Source organism: Mesorhizobium sp. WSM2240, assembly GCF_040438645.1.
Classification (GTDB): domain Bacteria; phylum Pseudomonadota; class Alphaproteobacteria; order Rhizobiales; family Rhizobiaceae; genus Allomesorhizobium.
Genome location: NZ_CP159253.1, coordinates 3,082,724 through 3,103,932 on the forward strand (window position 1 = coordinate 3,082,724; position 21,209 = coordinate 3,103,932).

A 21,209-nucleotide genomic window follows, 5' to 3' on the forward strand; every position below is an offset into this window, starting at 1 on the left:
AAACGAAAGGACTACCGAATGAACAACATCGACGCCGCCATCAATCAGGCCACGCAGGCTGCAGGCAACATCCCGCAGGAAGCTGCCCCGAACGTTCCCGCCACTGTCGCACCCCAGAACACCGCCGTTGGACGCCCGATGGGCCTCGACGACGCAATGGCCGGGGCGGTCACTGTGGACGAGTGGCTCAAGGTCAACGAACACGGCCTCCAGATCGGCGCCAAGAAGCCGCTCCTGGAGGAAATCAAGGTTCGCATCGACTTGAGCGACGTGACCTACAACGAGACCGTGAAGTACGGCAATCCGGCGACCTATCGGAAGACCTACGATCGCGTCATGGCCTCGGATGGCAGCACCTGGGCGCAGGCCCTGTCGGAGGCTCGCTCCGTCGACCCCCGCGCTCGCCCCTACAAGTCGGCCGATATCCAGATGGAGATGGTCGACGACGTGAAGCTGAAGGAAGAGACGGTCGAAGCCGGCACCACGCTGGGCCACTCCTTCTCGACCACCGGTTTCAAGGCGTTCGCCAAGCTGGTGAAGCAGATGACCAAGGACGGTGCCGATCCGTCGAGCGACACCGTCGAGGTGACGGTCGGCTACGTCGAGCAGAGCTCGAACGGCAACACCTGGGGCATCCTGGACTTCAAGGACTACACAGTCGTCGGCTAATCGCCGCCTCGACTGACAAAGGGGCGGGGTCAATGACCCCGCCCTTTTTCTTTGAACAACAACCCGGAGAATTTTCATGAGTGAAGAAGCCACGACAATCGCGGCCAATGATCTGCGCGCCATCATCGAGCGCATCGAGCGCCTCGAAGAGGAGAAGTCCACGATCGCCGAGGACATCAAGCAGGTGCTCGCCGAGGCGAAGGGCAAGGGCTACGACACGACCACCATTCGTAAGATCGTCGCTCTGCGTCGGCTCGACGAAGCCGAGCGCCAAGAGGCCGAGGCCATGCTCGACCTCTACAAGGAAGCGCTGGGGATGGCAGCGTAATGGATCATCCCATCGCCCACACCGCTGACGGTCGCCCCGTCTACGACAACACGCCGACAGTCGTCTGCGTCCTCGCCAAGCATCGGCGAGGACTGATCACCGTCCGTCGCTCGAACAACCCCGGCAGGGGCAAGCTCGGCCTCCCTGGCGGCTTCCACATGCGGGGCGAGAGCTGGCAGGAAGCCGGCTGTCGTGAGCTGAAGGAGGAGACCGGCTACATCATCCAGCCGAACCTCCTGACGCTCCTCCACATGACGACGGACGAGTATGGCCACAACCTCGTCATTGCCCGCTACTGGGGCGACGTGTCGGAACTGCCCACCCACGAGGTCGACCCGGAGGAGGTGCAGGAGGTCGTCTTCCTTCAAGGCTCGGACGTCTTGACGGCTGAATGGGCCTTCCCCCGCCACGCGGCGGCGGCGGAAAGCGTGATCTGATGATCCGCCTGTACGATATGAACTCGTACATGAGAGTGGAGCTCGAGACCGACATATCCGGTCTCGCGCCCCGCAACTTCATGCAAGACGTGTTCAGCTGTCCTGACCCAGTCATCTGTGTTTGGGACGGCCCCAACGGAAGCGACAAGCGCCGGCAGATTTTCCCCGGATACAAAGTTGGCCGTAAGGCACCGGACACCGGCATCTACAACGGCTTCCACCTCACTCAAAAAGCCCTGGAGCACACCAAGGCGGTCCAGATCAAGGTCCCCGGCTACGAGGCCGACGACGTGCTCGCCCTCCTGGCCAGGCGCTATGCCTCCAAGGGCCACCTCGTGGCGATCTACTCGAACGACGGCGACATGCTGCAGCTCGTGGGCGAGTTCCCCAAGAACGTCGTCTGTGCAGCGAAGCCCAAAGTCGAGCCCCGCTACACCCGCCTCTACAAGACGTGGTGTGGGGATCAGTCGGACAAGATCCCCGGAGTGCCCCGCTTCGGTGACACCCTCTGGGCCAGCAATGGTCCGGCGAGGCTCCAGCGCGCCACGGACCTGATCTTCGCCGGCAACCCCGCCTGGAAGAAGCAAGTCACCCTGCAGCCCAAGATGTTCCAGTGGCTCGAAGCGAACCCCGATCTGTTCAAGGCCTACTGGACGATCGTCGGCTTCCTCGACGTGCCGGAGGAACTCGTCACTGCCCACACCACGATCGGCCAGCCCGACTACGCGAAGGCTGACGCAACCCTCAAGGAGTTCATGCAGTGATCAAGACGACCCTGATCGACGCCAGAAACTACGACCAGGTCCTGCCTCGCTTGATCGAGACGGTGAAGGCCACCCCCTTCATCGGTCTCGACTGCGAAACGCACGATGACGCCCGCCACGACGGCCTGAACCTGTTCATGAAGGTCGACCCGGTCACGCGCAAGAAGTCCCCGGCCAAGAAGCTGGTCTTCGATATGCGCCGGACGGTGATGACCGGCTTCTCGATCTATCCCGAGAACGACAGCCACGCCTACTACCTCAACCTCAACCACGCCGACGTCGAGAACCGCATCCCCTGGGACGTGGCGAAGGAAGTGCTCGATGCCAAGGCCGGTGATGCATTCTGGATCGCGCACAACGCTCCCTACGAGCTATCGGCGTTCAAGAGCGTCTACGGCTACGAGCTGCCGGAGATCATCTGCACCCTACAGATGGCAGTGTCGGCCTACGGCCCCGATGAATACAACGAGAATAACTTCAAGTACGCCGGCCGCGGTGCCTGGGCCAAGCTGATCCCCGAAATGATGCAACTCTGCCAGCAGGGTGGCTTCGACATCGAGAAGGCCGACTTCACCAACACCCGCCTGGCCGAGCTCGTTTACTCGATCATCGGCAAGCAATCCAAGGCGGCGCACAGCTACAACGGCTACGTCAACGAGCTGGCCTACGGCTATGGACTGAAGAAGGCGGTCAAGTCGTGGTTCGGCCACAACATGACGACCTTTCAGGAGGTGCTCGGCGACAAGGCCCACATGGGACAGCTGACCGGCGAGGAAGTCGCCGACTATGGCGCCGATGACGCCTACTGGGCACTGCGTCTCTTCCGTCGCCTCCTCCAGTACATGGTCGACACCAACCGGGGTGTTACCCAGACCTTCTTCAACCAGGAGAACCCGATGATCCATCTCTTCGCGCAGATGCGTGAGGTGGGCATGAAGGTCAACTACGAGAACATCCTGGCCCGTCGCGCCCAGGAGCGCGAGGAGATGGCCGAGACGCTCCGCAAGACCAAAGTCAGTGTCCGAAAGTTGCTACCTTTTTCGGACGACTACCACCCCGGCCTGATGAAGCGGGACAGCTGGTATCAGAAGAGCGCCGACAAGTACCGCAAACAGGTCGTCCAGTGGGCTGAACTCCCGGACAACGATAACGCCTACAAGCAGTGCCTGCAGGTGCGAGGCGCGGTGTCCAACGCCTGGGCGAAGGAAGAGGGCGACCCCGAGCCAAAGGGCGTCAATCTCTCCCACTACATGCCCATGCGGACGATCTTCTACGACCTGACCGGCACGAAGGTCGTCGTCAGCCAGAACAAGACGCAGTCCGATGCCGAGGCCCGCGGTAAGCTGATCGACCGCTTCAAGGAAGAAGATCACGAGACGGCCAAGAACCTCCTCGTGTTCATGGGCGAGATTGCCAGCATCGAACAGCGCATGAAGCTGTACCTCACTCCGTACAGCCAGCTGACCGACCCGGAGACCGGCCGGATGTATCCGACCGTCACCTCCATGCTGGCCTCCCGCCGTATGGCTTGCGAAGATCCGAACGCGATGCAGCTCGCCAAGCGTGGCGAGAGCACCTACGTCCGGGGCTTCTTCGAAGGCGACCAGGACGATCACCTCGTTCTCTCCCGCGATTGGTCAGCTGTCGAGCTGGTCATCATCGGGGAGTTGAGCCAGGACCCGACGTTCATTGAAGCCTACATGCAAATCCCTCACCAGGATCTGCACGTCGGTTCGGCAACGGCGGTGCTCGGGGCCGACTGCGAGGGCCTCACCGAGACCATGTTTAAGTCTTTGAGCAAGCACGAGAAGGTCGAGACCTTCCTGGAGGAGTTCGGGGACAAGTTCGGCAACCACGATCGACTCTTCACCAACCTGAAGGGCGAGCAGCTCGAACCGAACAAGGCCTACAAATACTGGCGTACCGAGGCCGGCAAGAACTCGAACTTCAACTACTGGTTCTCCGGCTGGCTGGCCACGATTGGTGAGCGCATGGGCTGGTCCCAGGAAAAGACCAAGATGGCCACCGAGCTCTATCGGGATCGCTTCGCGGTCGCGGAGCAGTGGCGCGTCGGGATCATCGAGCAGCTGGCCCGAACCGGCGAAATCCACCTGCCGGACGGCCACCGTCGTGTCCGCTGGGAGGCCACCAACCAATGGACGATGGCCTTCAAGCAGAAGTTCGACATGGGCGCCGGCCAGGAGCTGGCATCCTACAACGCGCTCGTTCACTGGATCGCGAAGAAAATCCAGAAGCGGGCGCACAACCAGGGTGTCAACTCGGTCGTGCAGGGCACCTGCGCCACCATCGCGAAGCGTACTGCGCTCCGCGTGATGGCCAGGATGAAGGAGATGGGTTGGGACTTCCGCATCATGCGGCTCATGGTCCCGATCCACGACGAGCTCGTGTTCTCGATCCACTACAAGCATGTGGTCGAGGGCATGCACATGCTCGGCGAGTGCATGAACAACCACCCGGACATCTTCAAGTCCTGCAAGCTCGACAGTTCGCCAGCCATTGGCGTCACCTTCGAGCCGTTCGACGCGAAGAAAGCACCAGCCGGCCAGATCGAACTCTACGAGGCCCCGAAACTTCCCGGCGTCCTGCCCGAGAACACCGAGGGGCAGCGTCTGAACGACGATCACGTCCGTGCCGTCGTCGACTACCTGATGTTCCACAAGAGAAAGATAAGGGAAGCAGCATGACACCATTCGAGCGCGAGCTGTTGGGTTGCACCAAGGCACTGATGGGCTTCGCCGTGAAGCTCACCCGGTGTGAGGTTCGAGCTGAAGACCTGGTTCAGGCAACTCTGCTCCGCGCGCTCGAAAAGCAACACATGTTCCAGCCCGACACCAACATGAAGGGCTGGCTCTTCACCATCATGTACAACATGCACGTCCAGAACTACCGCAAGGACAAGCGGATGGTCGAGGACCCGGAAGGGCTCGCGGTCAGTCAGTTCAGCGTCCAAGCGGCCCAGGAGCACCGCGAGGAGCTCCGGGACGTCCTGGACGTGTTCAACACCCTCAACCCCGACCAACAGACGGCCCTCGCCATGGTCGGGGTCCTGGGCCACCGCTACGACGAGACCGCCGACTACATGGGCATCGCCGTAGGGACCGTCAAGAGCATGGTGCATCGCGCCAAAGCTACCCTGGAGAAACGATATGAAACTGCAACTCGTCGCCCGTCACCTGCGTGACGACCAAGACCTCGTCGTCGAAGACGCCGGGGTCGTGGACGACGTCAACGTCGCCATCCTCATCTCCCACATGGAAGCGGAGATCGAGGCGAACCGAGCCGAGGGCGCCAACTGGCGCTTTTCCATCCAACCGATAGAGGAGACCTACAAATGAGCATCATCACGGCACGGCAGAAGCTCCTTGAGCTTGCCGACAAGGCGCCGACAGAGATTGGTGTCGAAATCTTGGACATCATCGAGAACGAGATGTTCCGCGCCTCCCCCGTCCGCAAAGCGCCGCGCCAGTCGAACCCGCTCACGGAGGGCCTTCGCCGGAGGATCAAGCGGTACGCCCATGAACACCCGGACGCGACCTTCCATGAGATCGCGACCGAACACGGCGTCAGCATCGGCCGCGTTTCCGAAACACTCAACAACATCTATCGCAACAGGGAATTTACTCAGTGAAATCAGAACCAATTTTCAAACTCGACACCACCGGCCGGCTGCGCACCTGGTCCTACGAAGTCGAGGGCAACAAGTGGCGCTCCACGTCCGGCCTGATCGACGGCGCCCAGACGACCACCGAGTGGACGGTCTGCGAGGCCAAGAGCCAGGCGACCGACGAGGCCCAGGCCGAGTTCGAGGCCGAGGCCGAGCGCCGGAAGAAGCTGGAGCGCCAGTACCACTTGACGCCGGAGGCCTGCGCCACGCCGAACTTCTTCGAGCCGATGCTCGCCAAGGGCTACAAGGGCAAGACCAAGTGGCCGGTGGCCAACCAGCCGAAGCTGGACGGCATCCGCTGCATCGCCCGGGCCGAGGGTCTGTTCACCCGTCAGGGCAAGCCGATCGTCTCGTGCCCACATATCGAGGCCGAGCTCGCGCCGTACTTCATCGCTGACCCCGACCTGGTCCTCGACGGCGAGCTCTACAATCACGACCTCAAGGACGAGTTCGAGAAGCTCGTGTCCCTGATCCGGAAGCAGGCCCCGAACCCGGCGACCGAGGGTGTGGTCCAGTACCACATCTACGATATCCCATCGTTCGACGCCGGTTTCTTTGGCCGTTCGCCGGTTGTCAGCGCCATGCTCGTCGACTGCACCCACCTGGTGCCGGTCGAGACCCGGATGGCTTTCAACCAGGACATGCTCGACGCCGACTACGGCGAGTACCTCGCGGATGGCTACGAGGGCCAGATGGTCCGGCTCGACGAGCCCTACGAGCAGAAGCGCTCGTCCACACTCCTGAAGCGCAAGGAGTTCCAGGACGCCGAGTTCAAGATCGTCGAGGTGGTCGAGGGCGTCGGCAACTGGTCGGGCTACGCCAAGCGGCTCACGATCGAGCTGCCGGACGGGCGTCACTGCGGTGCAGGCATCGCGGGCAACCAGGACTTCTGCCGGAAGCTGCTGGAAGACCGCACCGAGTGGGTCGGCCGGCAGGCGACGGTGAAGTTCTTCACCCCGACCGCGGATGGCATGCCGAGGTTCCCGGTAGCGGTCAAATTCCATGAAGGAGCGCCCCTATGACGAAGGTGGGTAAACTCACCACCCTGGCCGTGGTCCTCACAGTGTGTGGGATTGGGGCGGGGTACACGGTCGGGAGGCAAACTGCCTTCGACGAGATGGCCGACATCGCTCAACAGGTTTGGGAAGACAACAAGGCCGGCAAGGCTGACGTCTTCACCGCCTGCCTGATCGATGGATGGAAGACGAACGGCGACTTCCGCAAGGCCTGGGTCGAGAAGAGGATCATCCCGTAATGGACTTCACACCTGCACAGAAGGAAGCTCTCGCCAAAATGTCGGAGGAGGAACGCCGAGAGGTGTTCCTCCCACCACGGCGGCAGGAGATTAATGAGCTCGCCAAGGCGACAACCGCGAACCAGGGCAACCGCAAGCAGCGCCGTCGCTTGCAGGCCCAGTTCAAGAAGCATGTGAGGAGCCACATCTGATGGGCATTCCAGCAACCTTCGAAGGCTTCAACCGCCGCTTCACCGCCCCGGAAGGCCGGGACGACGTCCAAGACCTGGTGGCATTCACCAACGGCACCTGCGTCGTCAGCGCGTGGCAACTCACCGCCGAGGAAGTGGCCGAGATCAACCGCAACGGAGGCAAAATCTTCGTCTCCGTCATGAGTGGGGAAGGCTTCTTCCCCACCCTCGTCGGCTCGTCCGAAACCATCCGGGGAATGCTGCTGGACTACGGCCATACCATCCCCAAGCAACCCGAGGAGATCATCACCTGATGTTCGAGAACTTTCGATTGAAACGAGCCCTCAAGGGCTCACTCGTGATGTGTTACGATTGTCGAGGCTGCATGGCTTCCGACCATCGCATGAAGTGGATCGGGGAAGTGACCGGCTTCGAGATGACCAGGTACGCCGGAGAAGCGGCCCAGGTCAAAGTCATCAAGCGAGACGGCCCGGGCGACATCCGAGACGGCGATCAGGGTCACGAGATTGTCGTTCTTGGAGAACCCCAGGAAATCACCCCCGGCCTCTACGCCGTCTATCGATAAAGGAAAATCATGACCATTTCTGCCAAGGTAATCGCCGACAGCAGCGCTTTCGGCAAGCGCATCACCACCATGGAGCTGCGATACCCGCGGTTCATCCACGCCGAGGAGCTCACACATCGCGTGCTCGCTTCCACCCCCGGCGACTGCATCATCATCGAGCAGATCGCGGACGGCCTGATGTACGACGAGAACCTGTCCAGGAACGCCTCGTCGTCGCGCGCCATCCCCGTCGAGCGCATGATCCAGGATGTGCTCGATGACCCCGCCATGCCGATCTACTGGGGCAAGAACCAGCCGGGGATGCAGGCTCGGGAGGAACATGATGCTCCGATTAGGAACCCCTGGCACCACAACCCCAACGTTCTGAAGGGAACGATGCTCAGGCCCGAGGAGGCCTGGCTCCGTGGCCGGGATCAGATGATCGAGCTCGCCCGCGCCTACGCCAAGGCCGGCTACCACAAGCAGATCGTGAACCGCCTGCTGGAGACCTGGCTACATATCAACGTCGTCGTGACGGCCACCGAGTGGGACAACTTCCGCACCCTGCGCCTACACAAGGACGCCCAGCCGGAGATCCACGAGCTGGCCCGCCTCATGTTCGAGGTGGCGATGGCCGGCAGCACGCCACGGGAGCTCCAGCCGGGTGAATGGCACCTTCCCTATGTCGAGCAGGAAGACTTCCGGCGCTACCATATCAGCGATTTGAAGGCTCTGTCCGTCGCCCGCTGCGCCTCTGTCTCCTACAAGACGGTCGACGGCCAGCCGATGACCCTGGAGCGTGCCCAGGCGATCTACGACAAGCTGGTGAAGGCCGATGTCTTCCACGCCTCGCCGTTCGAGCATCAGGCCACGCCGGACACCTTCAATCGAGCGTTCTACGACCAGTGGGGTGAGCACGATGGCTGGAATTGGCAGAAGCCCGAGCTTCACGGAAACTTCGTGGGCTGGATACAAAATCGCAAACTGATGGAGAAACAACTATGAAAGATCAAACCACCACCGCAGCGCCGGTAATCGAGCACCTGGCCGAGGAACTCGCCACCGAGAACCTGCCAATCGAAATTCCCGAACAGCCCAAGCAGGAGTCGCCTTACCGCATCTTCGTCTCCTACATTGTCGGCAAGGACAAGTTCCACAACGAGGTGCTGAACACGCCGTTCGAGGACATCGATACCTCGTCGAGATACGCTGCGACCGTCAATGCTCTCAAGCGGATGCATGATGGAAAGCGCATCACGCTGCTCTTCTTCAAGAGCTTTGAAGGAGATTAATCTCTTCCCCTAGAGTAACGCCCAGATTGGGCATTACCAAAGCCATCAGGGGCAACCATATCGCCTCTGATGGCTAAGAACACTGGAAAACCCTCCGAACAAGAATTTGAGCGCATCTGGAAAACGCTTGGTAAAAAAGCGTGGACCTGGAGAGTGGTCGACGCCGCCGAGGTGCGGGGCAGAACCGGCAAGTCCGGCTTCACAAGATCAGCCCCTAGCGACTATCTAGTCGCCTACAACGGCGTCCACTTTGCCGAAGTGAAGTCCACCCAGGACCCCACCGCTTTTCGCTTCTCGCTCCTTCGGACGATCCCCTCTGCGATGGCCGTCATGATCCTGGCCGCGGGTGGGGACTACCTCGTCTACATCCACCGGCTTCCCCCCAACGAATGGTTCTGCATCCCGTATCAGATGATCCGGGATTGCTCGAACCGTTCCCTCACCTGGAAAGAACTGGAAAGCTACAGATGGAAAATGAGCAATACCCCGACGTGATGGTCGACATTGAGACGACCGGCACCCGGCCGGAGCACAGCGGTGTGATCCAGATCGCCGCCGTGCGCTTCAATCTCGATCAGAAGACGGTCGATGCCAGCGACATGTTCGATCGCTGCCTGGCCATGGCACCGAACCGCTACTGGGACGAGGACACCCGCCAGTGGTGGCAGGGCAAGAACCTCAAGGTCTACCACCAGATCTGCCAGCGCATGGAAGATCCGAGCGTCGTCATGACCGCCTTCAAGGACTGGTCGATGAAGCTGAAGACCGACGAGCCGCTCCGCTTCTGGGCCAAGCCCACGAGCTTCGATTTCTCCTTCATGCAGTCGTACTTCCGCCAGTACAACCTGCACTACCCGTATCACTTCCGATATGCCCGCGACATGAACAGCTACATGGCTGGTCTCGCCGGCCGGCCGGAACACCGCGAGTTCGACGTCGACTTCGCAGGGGACGCGCACAACGCGCTCCACGACGTCCTGCATCAGATCAAAATCCTCTTCGCAGCAAAGGACATCTTCGACAATGGACAGAATAACCGAGATTGAGATCGGCACAGCTCGTGTCGGCATTCTCGGAGACCCGCACCTCGGACGAGCCTTCGTCCGGGGTGTTTCGCTTGAGAAGCGGGGTCTTCGGGAGAAGATGGTGATGGACGACTTCCAGGCGCGGCTTGCCGGCTCGGGTGTCTACGATGTCTTTGTCTGCATGGGCGACCTGTTCGACAAGTGGGCCGTGCCCTTCGGCATCATCTGGAAGGCCGCGTTCACCTACCTGACCACTGCGCGCGACAATCCCGACACCACCTACGTTGTGATCGCCGGCAACCACGACATCTCCAGGGACCTGGAGAAGAAGGGCGCGCTCGATCTCTTCGAGCTGATCGTCTCCAGCCAGGAGAACATCTACGTCGTCCGGCACAACGATCCAGTCCTGCGCAAGGACATCGACGGCAACATGGTTGGGTTCTTCCCCTTCCATCCCAGCAAGCCCGCCGACGAGCTTGTCACCTTCGACCTCGACATCGCTTTCGGCCATTGGGACACGATCTTCGGCCACGACAACATGGTCCCGACCGAGAAGCTGGCCATGATGGGCTGCAAGACGGCCTACACCGGCCATGTCCATCTGCCGGACAGCTTCAAGCGCGACGGCGTCGAGGTGATCCAGGTCGGCTCGATGCAGCCCTACGCGCACGGCGAGGACAACGGCGAGATGTATTTCACGCTGCACCTCAACGAGCTGATGGGCAAAGATCTCCGCTTCAGGTGCGTCCGCGTCCTCCTCGCCCCCGGTGAGATCCTGGACCAGGACGTGGACTGCCTACAACTCACCGTCAAGCGCGAGGGAACCTCCGACGAGGAGACCGAGGAAGTCTCCATGGGCGACTTCGACCTCATGGCCCTGTTCGCGCAGGCCTTCAACGAAGCCGGCGTCCCCGACGAGGTACGTCAGAAAATCACCGACCGTTTCGAGGAGGCTCGTGTTGCCGAGTAGCGAACAGATGCAGAAGGCCATGGACGAGTGGCTCACCACCGAAGGCCTCAATCCTCCGGAGATCAGCATGATCCAGGAGCTCAAGCGGGTGGCCGGCGTGGGGGAAGCCCCGTTCCGCGACATCGCCCGCTACTTCGCTGCCAACTTGCGTGAAGTCGTCGTGAGCGCCGTCATCAAAGCAAGAGAACAAGGAAAGTGCCAATGCTGGCCAAACTGAAATACGAAGTCACCTTTCCCTCGACGGGTCGCCACCTGTCGGGGGATTTTTCATTCCAGAAGGGTTTCGGCGCCATCACTGGCCCGAACGAGGCCGGCAAGTCCGTCATCCTGGAAATGATCCGCTTCTCGCTGTTCGGCACCGCCGCCCTACGGGGCGACCTTGTCGACTACAAGAACCTGAAGGTCGAGCTGGAGTTCGCGATCCGCGGAGAGACGTACCGCACGAAGCGCACGTCGAACACGGCCAAGATATTCCGGGGCGACACGGAGATCGCCAACGGCGTCAAGGGTGTGAACAACAAGGTGGTCGAGCTCCTGGGCTTCGGCCTCCAGGTCTTCGACACGGCCTGCGTTGCCAACCAGGGCGACATCGAGAAGCTCGGCAGCATGAAGCCGACCGAGCGCAAGGCCATGGTCGACTCTGTGATCGGCCTGTCGGTGATCGACGAGATCGCCAAGTGGTGCGCCGGCGAGGCCTCGACCCTCGCCTCTGCAATCGGCGGCATGGAAGACGGCCTGGTCAAGCCCCAGGAGCCTGCGAAGCCGGAGGGCTACGAACCCAGTGCTGACATGGAGCCAGAGCTGTTCCGCCTGCGTGAGCTCCGTGACGAGCTGCACCGGGTCAAGGGCCGACTCTCCCTGGCCCGCAAGGACAAGCCGAACAAACCGGTTGCCCCGACTGATACGGCTGCAGAGGAGCTGGAGGAGCTCGTTGAGAAGGCTCGTCGGTACGAAGACGCCCAGCGGCAGCTCAAGGCGCTCCCTGCGCCCCCGGAGGTCGATCCTGACGAGATCAACGTGGACGACTGGGAGCTGCGCGAGCGTCTCAAACGGGATCTTCCGGTCATGACGGCCGAGGTGATCGCCAAGGCTGATGCCGACCTGGAACTGGTCCGGAAGTTCGAGAAGCTCGACCACTTGGTCAAGCAGTGGCACGACCTTGTCGCTGTCGGGCAACACACCTGTCCCGAATGCACCCACTCCTGGCCAATGGAGAAGGCTAGGATCGATGCGGTAAAGTCCCAGGTGGACAGCCTCACGGCTGAGCTGGAGGGCAAGGAGCGCCCCTCCAAGCCGGACATGGGCAACATCGATGTCGCCAGGCGCCAGCTGCAGGCGTTCGAGAAGGTCCGTGACGAGTGGGAGCGCGTGAAGGATACGCCCAAGCCTCTCTACACGCGCCAGCAGCTGGCGCAGATGCAGGTTGCCAAGGCAGCACAGGCCAAGCGGCCGGAGCTGGAAGCCGTCGAGCCGGCGTCAGCCGACAGCAAGACGCTCAACGCTCTCTGGCGAGACCGCCTGGCCTACGACCATGCCCTCGCATCCTACGAGCAACGCCTGTCCGAGTGGCAGGAGCAGGAGACTAACCATGCGATCGACGAGAAACGGGCCGGCGAGTTGATGTCCGTCCCGACGATGCTGAACGTCCTGGAGCAGAAGTACCAGGAAGCTCGGATCTACGAGGACCGCCTCTCGACCTACACCAGCCAGCTGGGGATTTACGAGACGCGCCTGGAAGAGATCGAGAAGCGGAAGCTGGAGGAGGAAGGCTACAGGAAAGGCAAGGAAGCCCTCACCATCCTCCGCAGGCTGGTAAAACAACACCTGATCCCGTCGCTGAACAAGGTGGCGAGCCACTACCTGTCAAAGATGACCGGTGGGAAGCGCAACGTGATCGAGGTGGACGACGAGTTCAACATCGTCGTCGATAATCAGCCGATCAACACCCTGTCGGGCTCTGGCAAGGCAGTGGCCAACCTGGCTCTGCGTCTAGGATTGGGGCAGGTTCTGACCAATAATCAGTTCTCTGTCTTTCTAGGAGACGAGATCGACGCATCAATGGACGACGATCGCGCCCACAATACTGCTCTTACCCTAGAGTATCTGGCAAATCGCATCTCGCAGATCCTGTTGGTCAGTCACAAATACCCTCAAGCCGATTACTACATTGAGCTTGAGGAAAATGAAAAGAGCATCGATAGACAATCTGATTGAAGAAACCATCAAGGAGACGGGCGGCAACCTATCAATGGTCGCCCGTCGCCTCGGACTACCCTACCACTCGCTGGTGACCAAGTACGGTCCCAAAGCGACGGCCACACTACCGGCCCCCTGCCCCCGCCCCACAGACATCAAAGAACTTGGACGTGAACACGTTCGCCCGTTCGTGATCGCTATCAAGCGCTGCGGTCACGAGTGGGGTGACGAGTTCGCCGACGTCCTGACGGACGCTCGCCGCAAGTTTGATCGTGGCACACACGAGATGACCCAATCCATCGATCAAGGGTGGGTCGTCCAATACCTGATCCCCCGCCGAAATCCCACTAATCCGCGGAGGTTCTTCCATGTCTGATCCATCAATCCTTCTCTACAACATGAAGCTGGTCAACCCGCTCGACTTCAAACCCGAGAACGTTGATCTTCCCGTCGCCATCAGGGCGCTCTGCCGTCTGCCCCGCTATTCCGGCCAGACGATCCGGACCTACCGGGTCGCCGAGCATGTCGTGAAACTCTACCAGAAGGTGCCGGCGCATCTGCGCAGGGCCGCTCTGCTCCACGACTGCTCCGAAGGCTTCGGCATGCTGGACCTCCCGCACCCGATCAAGCGCGCCATCAACGGCTACAGCGACATGGAAAAGGCCATGCTCAAGGTGATCTTCGCCGCCAAGGAAGAGCCATGGGAGCACATGGAAGAACTCGAGCAATACGACCGTCGCATCTGCGCGGACGAGATGCTCCAGGTCTTCCCCGAGCCGTGGGACGCCAAGTTCTGGGAACCGCTGGGCGGCGTCGAGATCGAGTTCTGGTCGGAAGGCCGGTGCGAGGTCGAGCTACGCGGCGCAATGCTGGTGGAGGGCCTCATCTAATGGACTGCATCCACCAGAATTGCTCGTACAGCAAGGCCACCGGCACTTGCAGCAATGAGCTGTGCAACTTCAGCCGGAAGAAGCCGACCAACCCGAAGCAGGCCTTCGGCGACAAGAAGCCACCGCTCGGATACATCCCGCTGTCAGCCCTGCTGGCGCTCCTGGAGGCGCTGTACGACGGCAAGCTGAAGTACACCCCTCTCAACTGGCGTGAAAACCCCGTCGAGGCCATGACCTATGTCGAGGCCGCGATCCGCCACCTTCAGCTCTGGAAGGTCGGCGAGGAGATCACCCGCGACACGCTGGTCTCCAATCTCGGCGCCGTCATGGCCTGCTGCACGATCCTGATCGACGCCCAGGTCCACGGGACGCTGATCGACAACCGCTGGAAGTCGCAAGTGGAGGCCGATCTTCTTCACGCCGCCGAGCATTGGGTCGAACGGCTCAAGGAGAAGCAGAAGGAGCGTGAGCGCACTCTCATTGTCGATGGAAACATAAGGACGGATCAGCTCAGTGCGTGACCTCCTCATCTTCGTGTCGCTGGCCACCGTGCCAGCGTTCGCCTTCGCCGGATACTTCTTCTGGCGAGCGATCATCCTCACGACCTTTCCCCTCCAGAACCAGTGGTTTGAAGGCCTGTGCGCCTTGGCCGGTGTCTGGACCGCGGTCGTCGTAGCAGCAATCATCAGAAGGCAGATTTCAGAATGAAGAAGACCTACAACGAACTCGCGGCCGAGTGTCATGCCAACAACACGAAGTGGTGGACCGATCTGGAAACAGGCGAGCGCCTTGTTCGCAACAAGGGCGAGCTCCTCATGCTGGTCATCTCCGAGATCGCCGAGGCGATGGAGGCCGAGCGCAAGGGCCTGATGGACGACAAGCTGCCTCACCGCCCTGGTGCGGAGGTGGAGCTGGTCGACGGTGTAATCCGTCTCGCCGACTTCGCCGGTGGCTTCGGCTACGATCTCAGCGTCTACCAGACTGGTTACACCGACTACATCGAGCTGCCGGAGAACAAGGGCGAGGCTCTGCTGCGCATCTGCAACAACGTCCAGGACATCTACCTTCACTGCGATCACGACTCGGACCCCGAATTGGTCGCATTGATGATCGGCGAAACGTTGGACTACATCGAGGCATACGCCCGCAAGTGGGGCTACGATCTGGACGGCGCGTACGGAGAAAAGACCGCGTTTAACAAGGTCCGCAAGGACCACACCGCCGAACACCGAAAGGCGGCTGGCGGAAAAAAGTGGTGATACTCTAGGGGAAGCAGATTGCATCACTGACAATCAAGTTTAAGAAGACCTACCTCTCAATTCCTAGCGAATTGAGAGGTTTTTTATGTCCCGAGATTTCTTCCCGGGGATGGGTCAAGGCGTTGCCGAACGCACCGTCGCCCGTCTCATTCTTACCGAACAAGCCAAGCTCGAATGGGCCGGCACAACAGAGGTGCGCCTCAACCCAAATGACCCCCGCTACCGCATCTGGTGGTCCGCGCTGAACCTCACATTCCCCCTCCTTAAACTGACCGACGACACGACCATCAAGTTCATGGGCCGCGATCCCGAGACGCGCCGTGAGCGCTGGGCCGATGTCGCCCTCCGCGTGGCCGAGGGCAACACGTCTCTCGATCCCAACTGCTTTGACCTGGAAGACCTCCGCTACCACATTGCCGAGGGCACCATTCTGCTCTCTGGCCGGCATCTGCAGCACGGCGACATTCGCCAGAAAGACCGCCCGATGGAGGTCTTCACCAACTGCTCCACGGCGATGTTCCGCTCCCTCACCTTCAAGCTTCTCCTGTCCGGCTCTGGCGTCGGCTCGTCCTACGACGACGATCTGATCACCGTCGACTGGACCAAGCAGCCGAAGGTCGTCTGCACGATCTCTGACAGCCACGCGGACGTCCTGTCCGGCCTGATCACTGGCTACATGACGCCCCGCGAGGCCCGCCACCTCTACCGCGATGACGAAGTCATCTACCACCGCGTGGACGACAGCCGTGAGGGCTGGGCCAAAGCGATCGAGGTGATCGAGGAAGCGACCCACCGCGGCCTGACCGACCACGTCATCATCCTCGACTTCTCCGACGTCCGTGGCGCCGGCTCTCCGATCAAGGGCATGCAGAACCGGCCGGCCTCTGGTCCTGGACCGCTCATGGGCGCGATCACCAACGTCGCCCGCCTGCGTGGCTCCAGCATGGCCCCGTGGAAAGCAGCGATATTCGCCGACCACTATCTGGCCGAGTGCGTCCTCGTCGGTGGAGCACGGCGCGCTGCGCGCATCGCGACCAAGTTCTGGAAAGACAAGGGCATCTTCGATTTCATCGACCTGAAGCGTCCGCTCGAATACCGCGGCCAGCCTTGGGACAAGGTCGACGAGCTGGCTGGCGACGACACCTACCGTCCGTCGTTCCTGTGGTCGTCCAACAACTCGGTCGCGGTCGACGACGAGTTCTATGAATGTCTCCGGGTGGCCAGGCAGAGTCGCAGGCTCGGCATGCCCCTGACGGACCTCCAGGCATGGGCCTGGGATCTCAACGAGGCGATGAAGCGCCGTCAGTATCACGATCTGACCGGCGAGACGGGCTTCCTTAACGTCTCCAAGCTGAACGTGAACAAGGAGGGCCTCGATCGCTACCTCCTCCAGCCCTTCGCCGGCTCGGCCAAGTACCAGACCAGCTCGTACTTCCAGCGGATGCAGATCGAACTCGCCGAGCGCGTCCTGGCCCATTCCTATCAGTTCATCGTCAACCCTTGCGGTGAGATCGTGCTCTTCATTCTGGGTGCCTTCTGCGTGATCGGCGACCTGGCTCTCTTCCACGCCAAGGACGCGCACGACGAGGAGCTGGCTGTCCGCCAGATCACCCGTGCTCTGATCCGCACAAACCTGATGCCCTCAATCTACGAGACCGAGGTGAAGCGGACCAATCGTATCGGCGTGTCCCTGACCGGCATCCTGGAGTGGGCCTTCGACCGCTACGGCCTATCCTTCCGCGACCTGATCGCCTTCGACCCGCACGAGTACATGACCGACGCCAACGGCGAGCGCATGCCCGCGCCCACCGAGAAGGCCTTGCGGTTCTGGTTGCGCATGAAGCACCTGGCCAATATCGTCGACGTCGAGGCCGAGCAGTATTCGGCCGAGCTCGGCGTTGTTGCCCCTCACACGCGCCGGACGATCAAACCAGCTGGTACGACCAGCAAGCTGTTCGGCCTCACCGAGGGCGCTCACCTCCCTGCCCTGCGCGAGTATCTCCGCTGGGTCCAGTTCCGCTCGGACGACCCGCTGCTGGACGACTACCGGTCCAAGGGCTACCCGGTGCGTGAGCTGAAGAGCTACAAGGGCACGACGATCGTCGGTTTCCCGACCGCTCCGGTGATCTGCACCATGGGAGACGTCGTCACGGCCGGTGAGGCGACGCCCGAGGAGCAGTTCCGCTGGCTTCGCCTCCTGGAGACGTTCTGGATCGGCCGTGAGCACGGCAATCAGGTCTCCTACACCCTCAAGTACGACCCGAAGAAGGTTTCCTTCGAGCAGTATTCGAAGGTGATGGATCTGAACATCAACACGGTGCGCGCCGTGTCGGTCCTGCCCCAGGTCGAGACGTTGAGCTACGAGTACCAGCCGGAAGAGCCTCTGACCAAGGAGCGCTACGAGGTGATCGTCGCCTCGATCGCTGATCAGATGGCCGAGGATGTGGACAAGGTCCACATTGACTGCGCGGGCGGGGCCTGCCCGGTCGACTTCAACAAATGATACGCGCTCGCGTATAGTTACGCTTTATACGCGAATGCGAATAAGGGCTCCTCTCGGAGCCCTTTTTCATTTGCAGTTTATGGAACGAGGGTGACCAGGGACCGGCTCCCAGACGATGGTGGCGACCGGGAAGAGGGAGCACATCTCTGTCGCCGCCTGGTTGGCCTTGGTGGCGTCCTTCCAGGCCAGCTCGACCCAGAACTCGCCGTCTACCATCGCTGACTGCACGACCCTCTGGACGTTCCAGGTGTGGCCAATGCCGGCCGCGATCTCCTCCTGGCTGGGACCGGACTTCTTAAAGCCGAAGACGATACCTGTGCCTGCGACCAGGACGACGGCGGTGATGGCGAGTAGGAGCTTTTTCATGCTCCCCAGATATCAACGCTTCAGGACTTTGCCAAGGGTCTGGATGCCCACGCCGGCCACGCCCGTGAAGAAGATGTTCTGCCACACGACGTCGGCGTATTCCTTGAGCTGGGGCGGGAGCTCTGCAACGTCTGGCAGCGCGCCGTTGGCGATCGAGTCAGCCATCCCCCATGCGAACCAGGCGGCGACCGGAACCGCGGCCATCAGCCAGGGTATCCAGAAGACCTTGAAGTCCATCGCCTTCTTGATAACCCCGGCGTTCTCCTTGAGGGTCTCCAGGGAAGTCTCGAGCCGCTTGATCTCGACGTCGGCACGGATGCGGTCGGCATCATTCTTGGCGTCAGCTTTGATCTGCTGCCACTTGTTGATCCCGTTGATGATCTTCCCTACCGGGTCGATGCCGATCAATTGCAATAGCCAGTTCACGAACCAGTTTCTCCCATTCGAACTCTTGCCGGCAATGGTTGTCGCCAAGGAACTTGTCGATCAGCCGGCTCACGCGCCAGTCGGAGCGGTGAGCCCGTCCCGAGATCGACTCGATGTACAGCGCGCCCGGGATCATGGCTGCAATCAGCCGGGAGATCGCGCCGAGCATTAGAGATCTTCCGCGCGCCGACGCCGGAGGTACTCCAGGGCGAAGCCGTGCGCCACGACGGCGTACGGTGCCCACCCACCAGGTAGGATCGGCGCCAGGACTTCAGGCTGGACGTAGGTGATGATCACGGCAACGACGCCGATGAACACCTGGAGCCGAGCGAAGAAGATCGTCTCGCTGTCCTTGAAGAATTTCTTGATGCGTTTCCACATGGCTATGTCGCTCCTAGAGAAAGATGGCTTCGACGATCTTCCAGATGATGAAACCGACGCCACCAGCCAGGCCGGTGCCGACCACAAATGGCCCGGGATTGACCGGATTGGTTATGGCCGACACCTCTTCTACAGGCGCCTGGAGAGGAGCTGGCTCCTCAACTTCCACCCCGGTTAGCGCCTCGTTGGTCTTAGATCCGACGATACCATCGGCCTTCAGGCCGAGCTTCTTCTGGACCTCGATCACAGCCTGGGCAGTGCCCCGGCCGAACGCGCCGTCGATCTCGATGTCGGCGCCGAGCGCCACGAGCTGGCGCTGCAGGACCTCAACGGCCTCGCCCTTGTCACCGATCGTCAGGATGCCGTCAGCCCATGCATCGACAGGCTGGCCCTTCGCGAAGCTGGCGTACGCCTGCTCCAGGCGGATGTGGTAGCTGTGCTTGGTGTAGCCAGAACCGTTGTAGCCGCGGGCGAACTTGTGCCAGTCCTTGGCCCGCATCGGGGCCAGGAGGTTGCTCGCCTTGATGAAGCGCATCATGCCGTCGAGCTGGTGCGGTTCGCCCTTCAGGAACTTGTCGAACATCGCCTTGGCCGACACGTAGCCGCAGAGCTCCGCATTGAAGCCCATGATCTGGCCCAGACCATAGGAGGCCCAGCGATAGGCGCGGTCGCCGGCAATCTCGATCGCCTTGCGGAGACGGTCGCGTGACTGGGTCGCCTTGCCGTAGGCCTTGTCACCCCAGTTCTTCCAGGCGAGGCCGGCCTTGACCAGCTTTGCGCGGAGCGCGCCGGACGTCTCCTTGTACGCGATGTGCCCCTCGTAGAGGAGCTTGATCTCGCCGGAGTTCCAGAAGCCGGCTGTGCCAGCCTCCACTTTCACGACCGCTTGAACGAGCGCCGTCTCGACATTGTACTGGCCGGCGCAGAGCCGGTAGTCGACGAGGGATAGGCGGTTGGTGTTAATTCCGTGGAAATTTATCATGCCCCTTAGATGGGGCTGCTATTTTCAGAAAGCTCACTGGGTGTGCATCACTTTGCAGCACCATTGTCCTGTTTGTATTGGACGTTGCCGAGCGCGATTGTCAGCTTTGTTACCTCGGCCGTAAGTGCGTCGAACTTCTGCAGGATCTTCTCGTAGCTCTGCTCGGTACGCCGATCAGACTCTTTCTGGGCCAGGGCTAGTGCATCGTCGGCGTGGCGCATCTCCACACGCAGAGCGATGAAATCGTTCTCGACCTTGGTTCGGAACTCACCGTGGTCCGTCTGGATCTGGGTGGTGCGGAAATCCTGCCTGACCACATAGGCGACACCGCCGAACGTGGCCGACATCAAGGCCACCAGGCCAACGGCTATTCCGATAGTGCGACCGTTGATGACGACGCCTTTTTCCATGGACTTTCCCAAACTTTACCTTCTCCGACATATAGGAAAAGACGCAAGGGAATGCTGGTGTTCAGCGCTGCGTTGTGATGCACTCTGGAGGGGTTTCACCGAAGGCTGCAGCGTATTGTTTTCGGATCTCTTTGACGATCCAGTCGGACGCTGTTTTGCCTGTCAGGTCGGCGAGGACCGCGAGCTTGGCGCGGTCCTCCTCGGTGCCGTAGGCTATGATGCCCTTGTTCCGTTTCATGATGCGTACGCCAGGATTGGACCCCAGTCGACATTTGCAGCCGCCTCGATCTCGGCCGGTGTGGTGGCTGCGGTTACAGCGGCCTTAGCTCCCAGCCGCATCTTCTCGATCGGCGCCGAAACATCTTTCCACTGCTCCGACATGGTGATGATGATCACCGCCTGGTCATACGGTTCGATGCCGTTGAGCTCGGCCTCAGCCACGATGTGCGGAATTTCACTATGCGCAATGTCGAGTTGCGCCATGAGCGCTTCCGCCTCGACGCGCTTCTGCTGGTAGACCATCTCCTGGCCTGGAACAGAAGTGATGAAGTTCTTGCGGACCTCGCCGGCCGACGCATCAATTCGCTGCATCGCAGCCAGCCTTAGAGGTCCTAGATCTTTATTCAGGCTAATGCG

34 protein-coding genes are annotated in these 21,209 nt (G+C 61.0%); 26 read left to right on the forward strand and 8 right to left on the reverse strand.

What is annotated here, in order from left to right:
* Positions 1-18 precede the first annotated feature (18 nt).
* The 26 genes from ABVK50_RS15150 to ABVK50_RS15275 all read left to right on the forward strand — a co-directional run bounded on the left by ABVK50_RS15150 (position 19) and on the right by ABVK50_RS15275 (position 18,008).
* Entirely contained in the window at positions 19-669 is a 651-nt protein-coding gene (locus ABVK50_RS15150; RefSeq protein ID WP_353640782.1) for a hypothetical protein, read from the forward strand.
* 76 nt (positions 670-745) lie between these two features.
* Positions 746-997 (forward strand): GapR family DNA-binding domain-containing protein, encoded by a 252-nt coding sequence (locus tag ABVK50_RS15155; RefSeq protein ID WP_353640781.1) that lies wholly within the window; start codon positions 746-748, stop codon positions 995-997.
* The gene (locus ABVK50_RS15160; RefSeq protein WP_353640780.1) at positions 997-1,434 is read left to right on the forward strand and encodes an NUDIX domain-containing protein; all 438 of its coding nucleotides are present in this window, start codon (positions 997-999) and stop codon (positions 1,432-1,434) included. Before ABVK50_RS15155 ends, ABVK50_RS15160 begins: the two co-directional genes overlap by 1 nt.
* Positions 1,434-2,198: a hypothetical protein gene (locus ABVK50_RS15165; protein ID WP_353640779.1), complete on the forward strand. Its 765-nt coding sequence runs from the start codon at positions 1,434-1,436 to the stop codon at positions 2,196-2,198. The genes ABVK50_RS15160 and ABVK50_RS15165 overlap by 1 nt, the downstream gene beginning before the upstream one ends.
* Positions 2,195-4,903 carry a DNA polymerase gene (locus tag ABVK50_RS15170; protein ID WP_353640778.1) on the forward strand — a complete coding sequence of 903 codons (2,709 nt, stop codon included), beginning with the start codon at positions 2,195-2,197 and terminating at the stop codon, positions 4,901-4,903. The genes ABVK50_RS15165 and ABVK50_RS15170 overlap by 4 nt, the downstream gene beginning before the upstream one ends.
* Complete coding sequence (locus ABVK50_RS15175) at positions 4,900-5,400, forward strand: sigma-70 family RNA polymerase sigma factor (protein WP_353640777.1); 501 nt, start codon at positions 4,900-4,902, stop codon at positions 5,398-5,400. Before ABVK50_RS15170 ends, ABVK50_RS15175 begins: the two co-directional genes overlap by 4 nt.
* Positions 5,366-5,554, forward strand: coding sequence for a hypothetical protein (locus tag ABVK50_RS15180; RefSeq protein WP_353640776.1), 189 nt, complete (start codon positions 5,366-5,368; stop codon positions 5,552-5,554). Before ABVK50_RS15175 ends, ABVK50_RS15180 begins: the two co-directional genes overlap by 35 nt.
* Positions 5,551-5,847, forward strand: coding sequence for a hypothetical protein (locus ABVK50_RS15185; RefSeq protein WP_353640775.1), 297 nt, complete (start codon positions 5,551-5,553; stop codon positions 5,845-5,847). The genes ABVK50_RS15180 and ABVK50_RS15185 overlap by 4 nt, the downstream gene beginning before the upstream one ends.
* Positions 5,844-6,905 carry a hypothetical protein gene (locus ABVK50_RS15190; RefSeq protein WP_353640774.1) on the forward strand — a complete coding sequence of 354 codons (1,062 nt, stop codon included), beginning with the start codon at positions 5,844-5,846 and terminating at the stop codon, positions 6,903-6,905. Before ABVK50_RS15185 ends, ABVK50_RS15190 begins: the two co-directional genes overlap by 4 nt.
* Positions 6,902-7,138 (forward strand): hypothetical protein, encoded by a 237-nt coding sequence (locus tag ABVK50_RS15195; RefSeq protein ID WP_353640773.1) that lies wholly within the window; start codon positions 6,902-6,904, stop codon positions 7,136-7,138. Before ABVK50_RS15190 ends, ABVK50_RS15195 begins: the two co-directional genes overlap by 4 nt.
* Complete coding sequence (locus tag ABVK50_RS15200) at positions 7,138-7,329, forward strand: hypothetical protein (RefSeq protein ID WP_353640772.1); 192 nt, start codon at positions 7,138-7,140, stop codon at positions 7,327-7,329. The genes ABVK50_RS15195 and ABVK50_RS15200 overlap by 1 nt, the downstream gene beginning before the upstream one ends.
* Entirely contained in the window at positions 7,329-7,622 is a 294-nt protein-coding gene (locus ABVK50_RS15205) for a hypothetical protein (protein ID WP_353640771.1), read from the forward strand. The genes ABVK50_RS15200 and ABVK50_RS15205 overlap by 1 nt, the downstream gene beginning before the upstream one ends.
* 71 nt (positions 7,623-7,693) lie before the next feature.
* Entirely contained in the window at positions 7,694-7,894 is a 201-nt protein-coding gene (locus ABVK50_RS15210; RefSeq protein ID WP_353646950.1) for a hypothetical protein, read from the forward strand.
* A gap of 9 nt (positions 7,895-7,903) precedes the next feature.
* Positions 7,904-8,878, forward strand: coding sequence for an FAD-dependent thymidylate synthase (locus ABVK50_RS15215; RefSeq protein ID WP_353640769.1), 975 nt, complete (start codon positions 7,904-7,906; stop codon positions 8,876-8,878).
* The gene (locus ABVK50_RS15220; RefSeq protein WP_353640768.1) at positions 8,875-9,165 is read left to right on the forward strand and encodes a hypothetical protein; all 291 of its coding nucleotides are present in this window, start codon (positions 8,875-8,877) and stop codon (positions 9,163-9,165) included. The genes ABVK50_RS15215 and ABVK50_RS15220 overlap by 4 nt, the downstream gene beginning before the upstream one ends.
* 69 nt (positions 9,166-9,234) lie before the next feature.
* The gene (locus ABVK50_RS15225; RefSeq protein ID WP_353640767.1) at positions 9,235-9,660 is read left to right on the forward strand and encodes a hypothetical protein; all 426 of its coding nucleotides are present in this window, start codon (positions 9,235-9,237) and stop codon (positions 9,658-9,660) included.
* Complete coding sequence (locus ABVK50_RS15230) at positions 9,633-10,211, forward strand: 3'-5' exonuclease (protein ID WP_353640766.1); 579 nt, start codon at positions 9,633-9,635, stop codon at positions 10,209-10,211. Before ABVK50_RS15225 ends, ABVK50_RS15230 begins: the two co-directional genes overlap by 28 nt.
* The gene (locus ABVK50_RS15235) at positions 10,189-11,160 is read left to right on the forward strand and encodes a metallophosphoesterase (RefSeq protein WP_353640765.1); all 972 of its coding nucleotides are present in this window, start codon (positions 10,189-10,191) and stop codon (positions 11,158-11,160) included. Before ABVK50_RS15230 ends, ABVK50_RS15235 begins: the two co-directional genes overlap by 23 nt.
* Before the next feature lie 19 nt (positions 11,161-11,179).
* Complete coding sequence (locus ABVK50_RS15240) at positions 11,180-11,377, forward strand: hypothetical protein (RefSeq protein ID WP_353640764.1); 198 nt, start codon at positions 11,180-11,182, stop codon at positions 11,375-11,377.
* Positions 11,362-13,374, forward strand: a complete 2,013-nt coding sequence (locus ABVK50_RS15245; RefSeq protein WP_353640763.1) for an AAA family ATPase — start codon at positions 11,362-11,364, stop codon at positions 13,372-13,374. Before ABVK50_RS15240 ends, ABVK50_RS15245 begins: the two co-directional genes overlap by 16 nt.
* The gene (locus ABVK50_RS15250; protein ID WP_353640762.1) at positions 13,343-13,732 is read left to right on the forward strand and encodes a helix-turn-helix domain-containing protein; all 390 of its coding nucleotides are present in this window, start codon (positions 13,343-13,345) and stop codon (positions 13,730-13,732) included. The genes ABVK50_RS15245 and ABVK50_RS15250 overlap by 32 nt, the downstream gene beginning before the upstream one ends.
* Positions 13,725-14,246 (forward strand): hypothetical protein, encoded by a 522-nt coding sequence (locus ABVK50_RS15255; protein WP_353640761.1) that lies wholly within the window; start codon positions 13,725-13,727, stop codon positions 14,244-14,246. The genes ABVK50_RS15250 and ABVK50_RS15255 overlap by 8 nt, the downstream gene beginning before the upstream one ends.
* Entirely contained in the window at positions 14,246-14,767 is a 522-nt protein-coding gene (locus ABVK50_RS15260) for a dATP/dGTP diphosphohydrolase domain-containing protein (protein WP_353640760.1), read from the forward strand. Before ABVK50_RS15255 ends, ABVK50_RS15260 begins: the two co-directional genes overlap by 1 nt.
* The gene (locus tag ABVK50_RS15265) at positions 14,760-14,954 is read left to right on the forward strand and encodes a hypothetical protein (RefSeq protein ID WP_353640759.1); all 195 of its coding nucleotides are present in this window, start codon (positions 14,760-14,762) and stop codon (positions 14,952-14,954) included. Before ABVK50_RS15260 ends, ABVK50_RS15265 begins: the two co-directional genes overlap by 8 nt.
* Positions 14,951-15,505, forward strand: coding sequence for a hypothetical protein (locus tag ABVK50_RS15270; protein ID WP_353640758.1), 555 nt, complete (start codon positions 14,951-14,953; stop codon positions 15,503-15,505). Before ABVK50_RS15265 ends, ABVK50_RS15270 begins: the two co-directional genes overlap by 4 nt.
* A gap of 85 nt (positions 15,506-15,590) precedes the next feature.
* Complete coding sequence (locus ABVK50_RS15275; RefSeq protein ID WP_353640757.1) at positions 15,591-18,008, forward strand: ribonucleoside-diphosphate reductase; 2,418 nt, start codon at positions 15,591-15,593, stop codon at positions 18,006-18,008.
* A 66-nt stretch (positions 18,009-18,074) separates the two neighbouring features.
* On the opposite strand, the gene ABVK50_RS15280 is transcribed toward ABVK50_RS15275, so the two are convergent.
* From ABVK50_RS15280 to ABVK50_RS15315, 8 genes are all read right to left on the reverse strand, one after another.
* Entirely contained in the window at positions 18,075-18,374 is a 300-nt protein-coding gene (locus ABVK50_RS15280) for a hypothetical protein (protein WP_353640756.1), read from the reverse strand.
* Between the two features lie 12 nt (positions 18,375-18,386).
* The gene (locus ABVK50_RS15285) at positions 18,387-18,782 is read right to left on the reverse strand and encodes a hypothetical protein (protein ID WP_353640755.1); all 396 of its coding nucleotides are present in this window, start codon (positions 18,780-18,782) and stop codon (positions 18,387-18,389) included.
* Positions 18,715-18,969 (reverse strand): hypothetical protein, encoded by a 255-nt coding sequence (locus ABVK50_RS15290; protein ID WP_353640754.1) that lies wholly within the window; start codon positions 18,967-18,969, stop codon positions 18,715-18,717. Before ABVK50_RS15290 ends, ABVK50_RS15285 begins: the two co-directional genes overlap by 68 nt.
* Positions 18,969-19,181, reverse strand: coding sequence for a hypothetical protein (locus tag ABVK50_RS15295; RefSeq protein WP_353640753.1), 213 nt, complete (start codon positions 19,179-19,181; stop codon positions 18,969-18,971). Before ABVK50_RS15295 ends, ABVK50_RS15290 begins: the two co-directional genes overlap by 1 nt.
* 13 nt (positions 19,182-19,194) lie before the next feature.
* Complete coding sequence (locus ABVK50_RS15300) at positions 19,195-20,163, reverse strand: N-acetylmuramidase domain-containing protein (RefSeq protein WP_353640752.1); 969 nt, start codon at positions 20,161-20,163, stop codon at positions 19,195-19,197.
* 47 nt (positions 20,164-20,210) lie between these two features.
* A complete protein-coding gene (locus ABVK50_RS15305; RefSeq protein ID WP_353640751.1) occupies positions 20,211-20,573 on the reverse strand; it encodes a hypothetical protein in 363 nt (120 codons plus the stop codon).
* Positions 20,574-20,634: 61 nt separating this feature from the next.
* Complete coding sequence (locus ABVK50_RS15310) at positions 20,635-20,811, reverse strand: hypothetical protein (protein WP_353640750.1); 177 nt, start codon at positions 20,809-20,811, stop codon at positions 20,635-20,637.
* Positions 20,808-21,164 carry a hypothetical protein gene (locus ABVK50_RS15315; protein ID WP_353640749.1) on the reverse strand — a complete coding sequence of 119 codons (357 nt, stop codon included), beginning with the start codon at positions 21,162-21,164 and terminating at the stop codon, positions 20,808-20,810. The genes ABVK50_RS15310 and ABVK50_RS15315 overlap by 4 nt, the downstream gene beginning before the upstream one ends.
* Positions 21,165-21,209 lie beyond the last annotated feature (45 nt).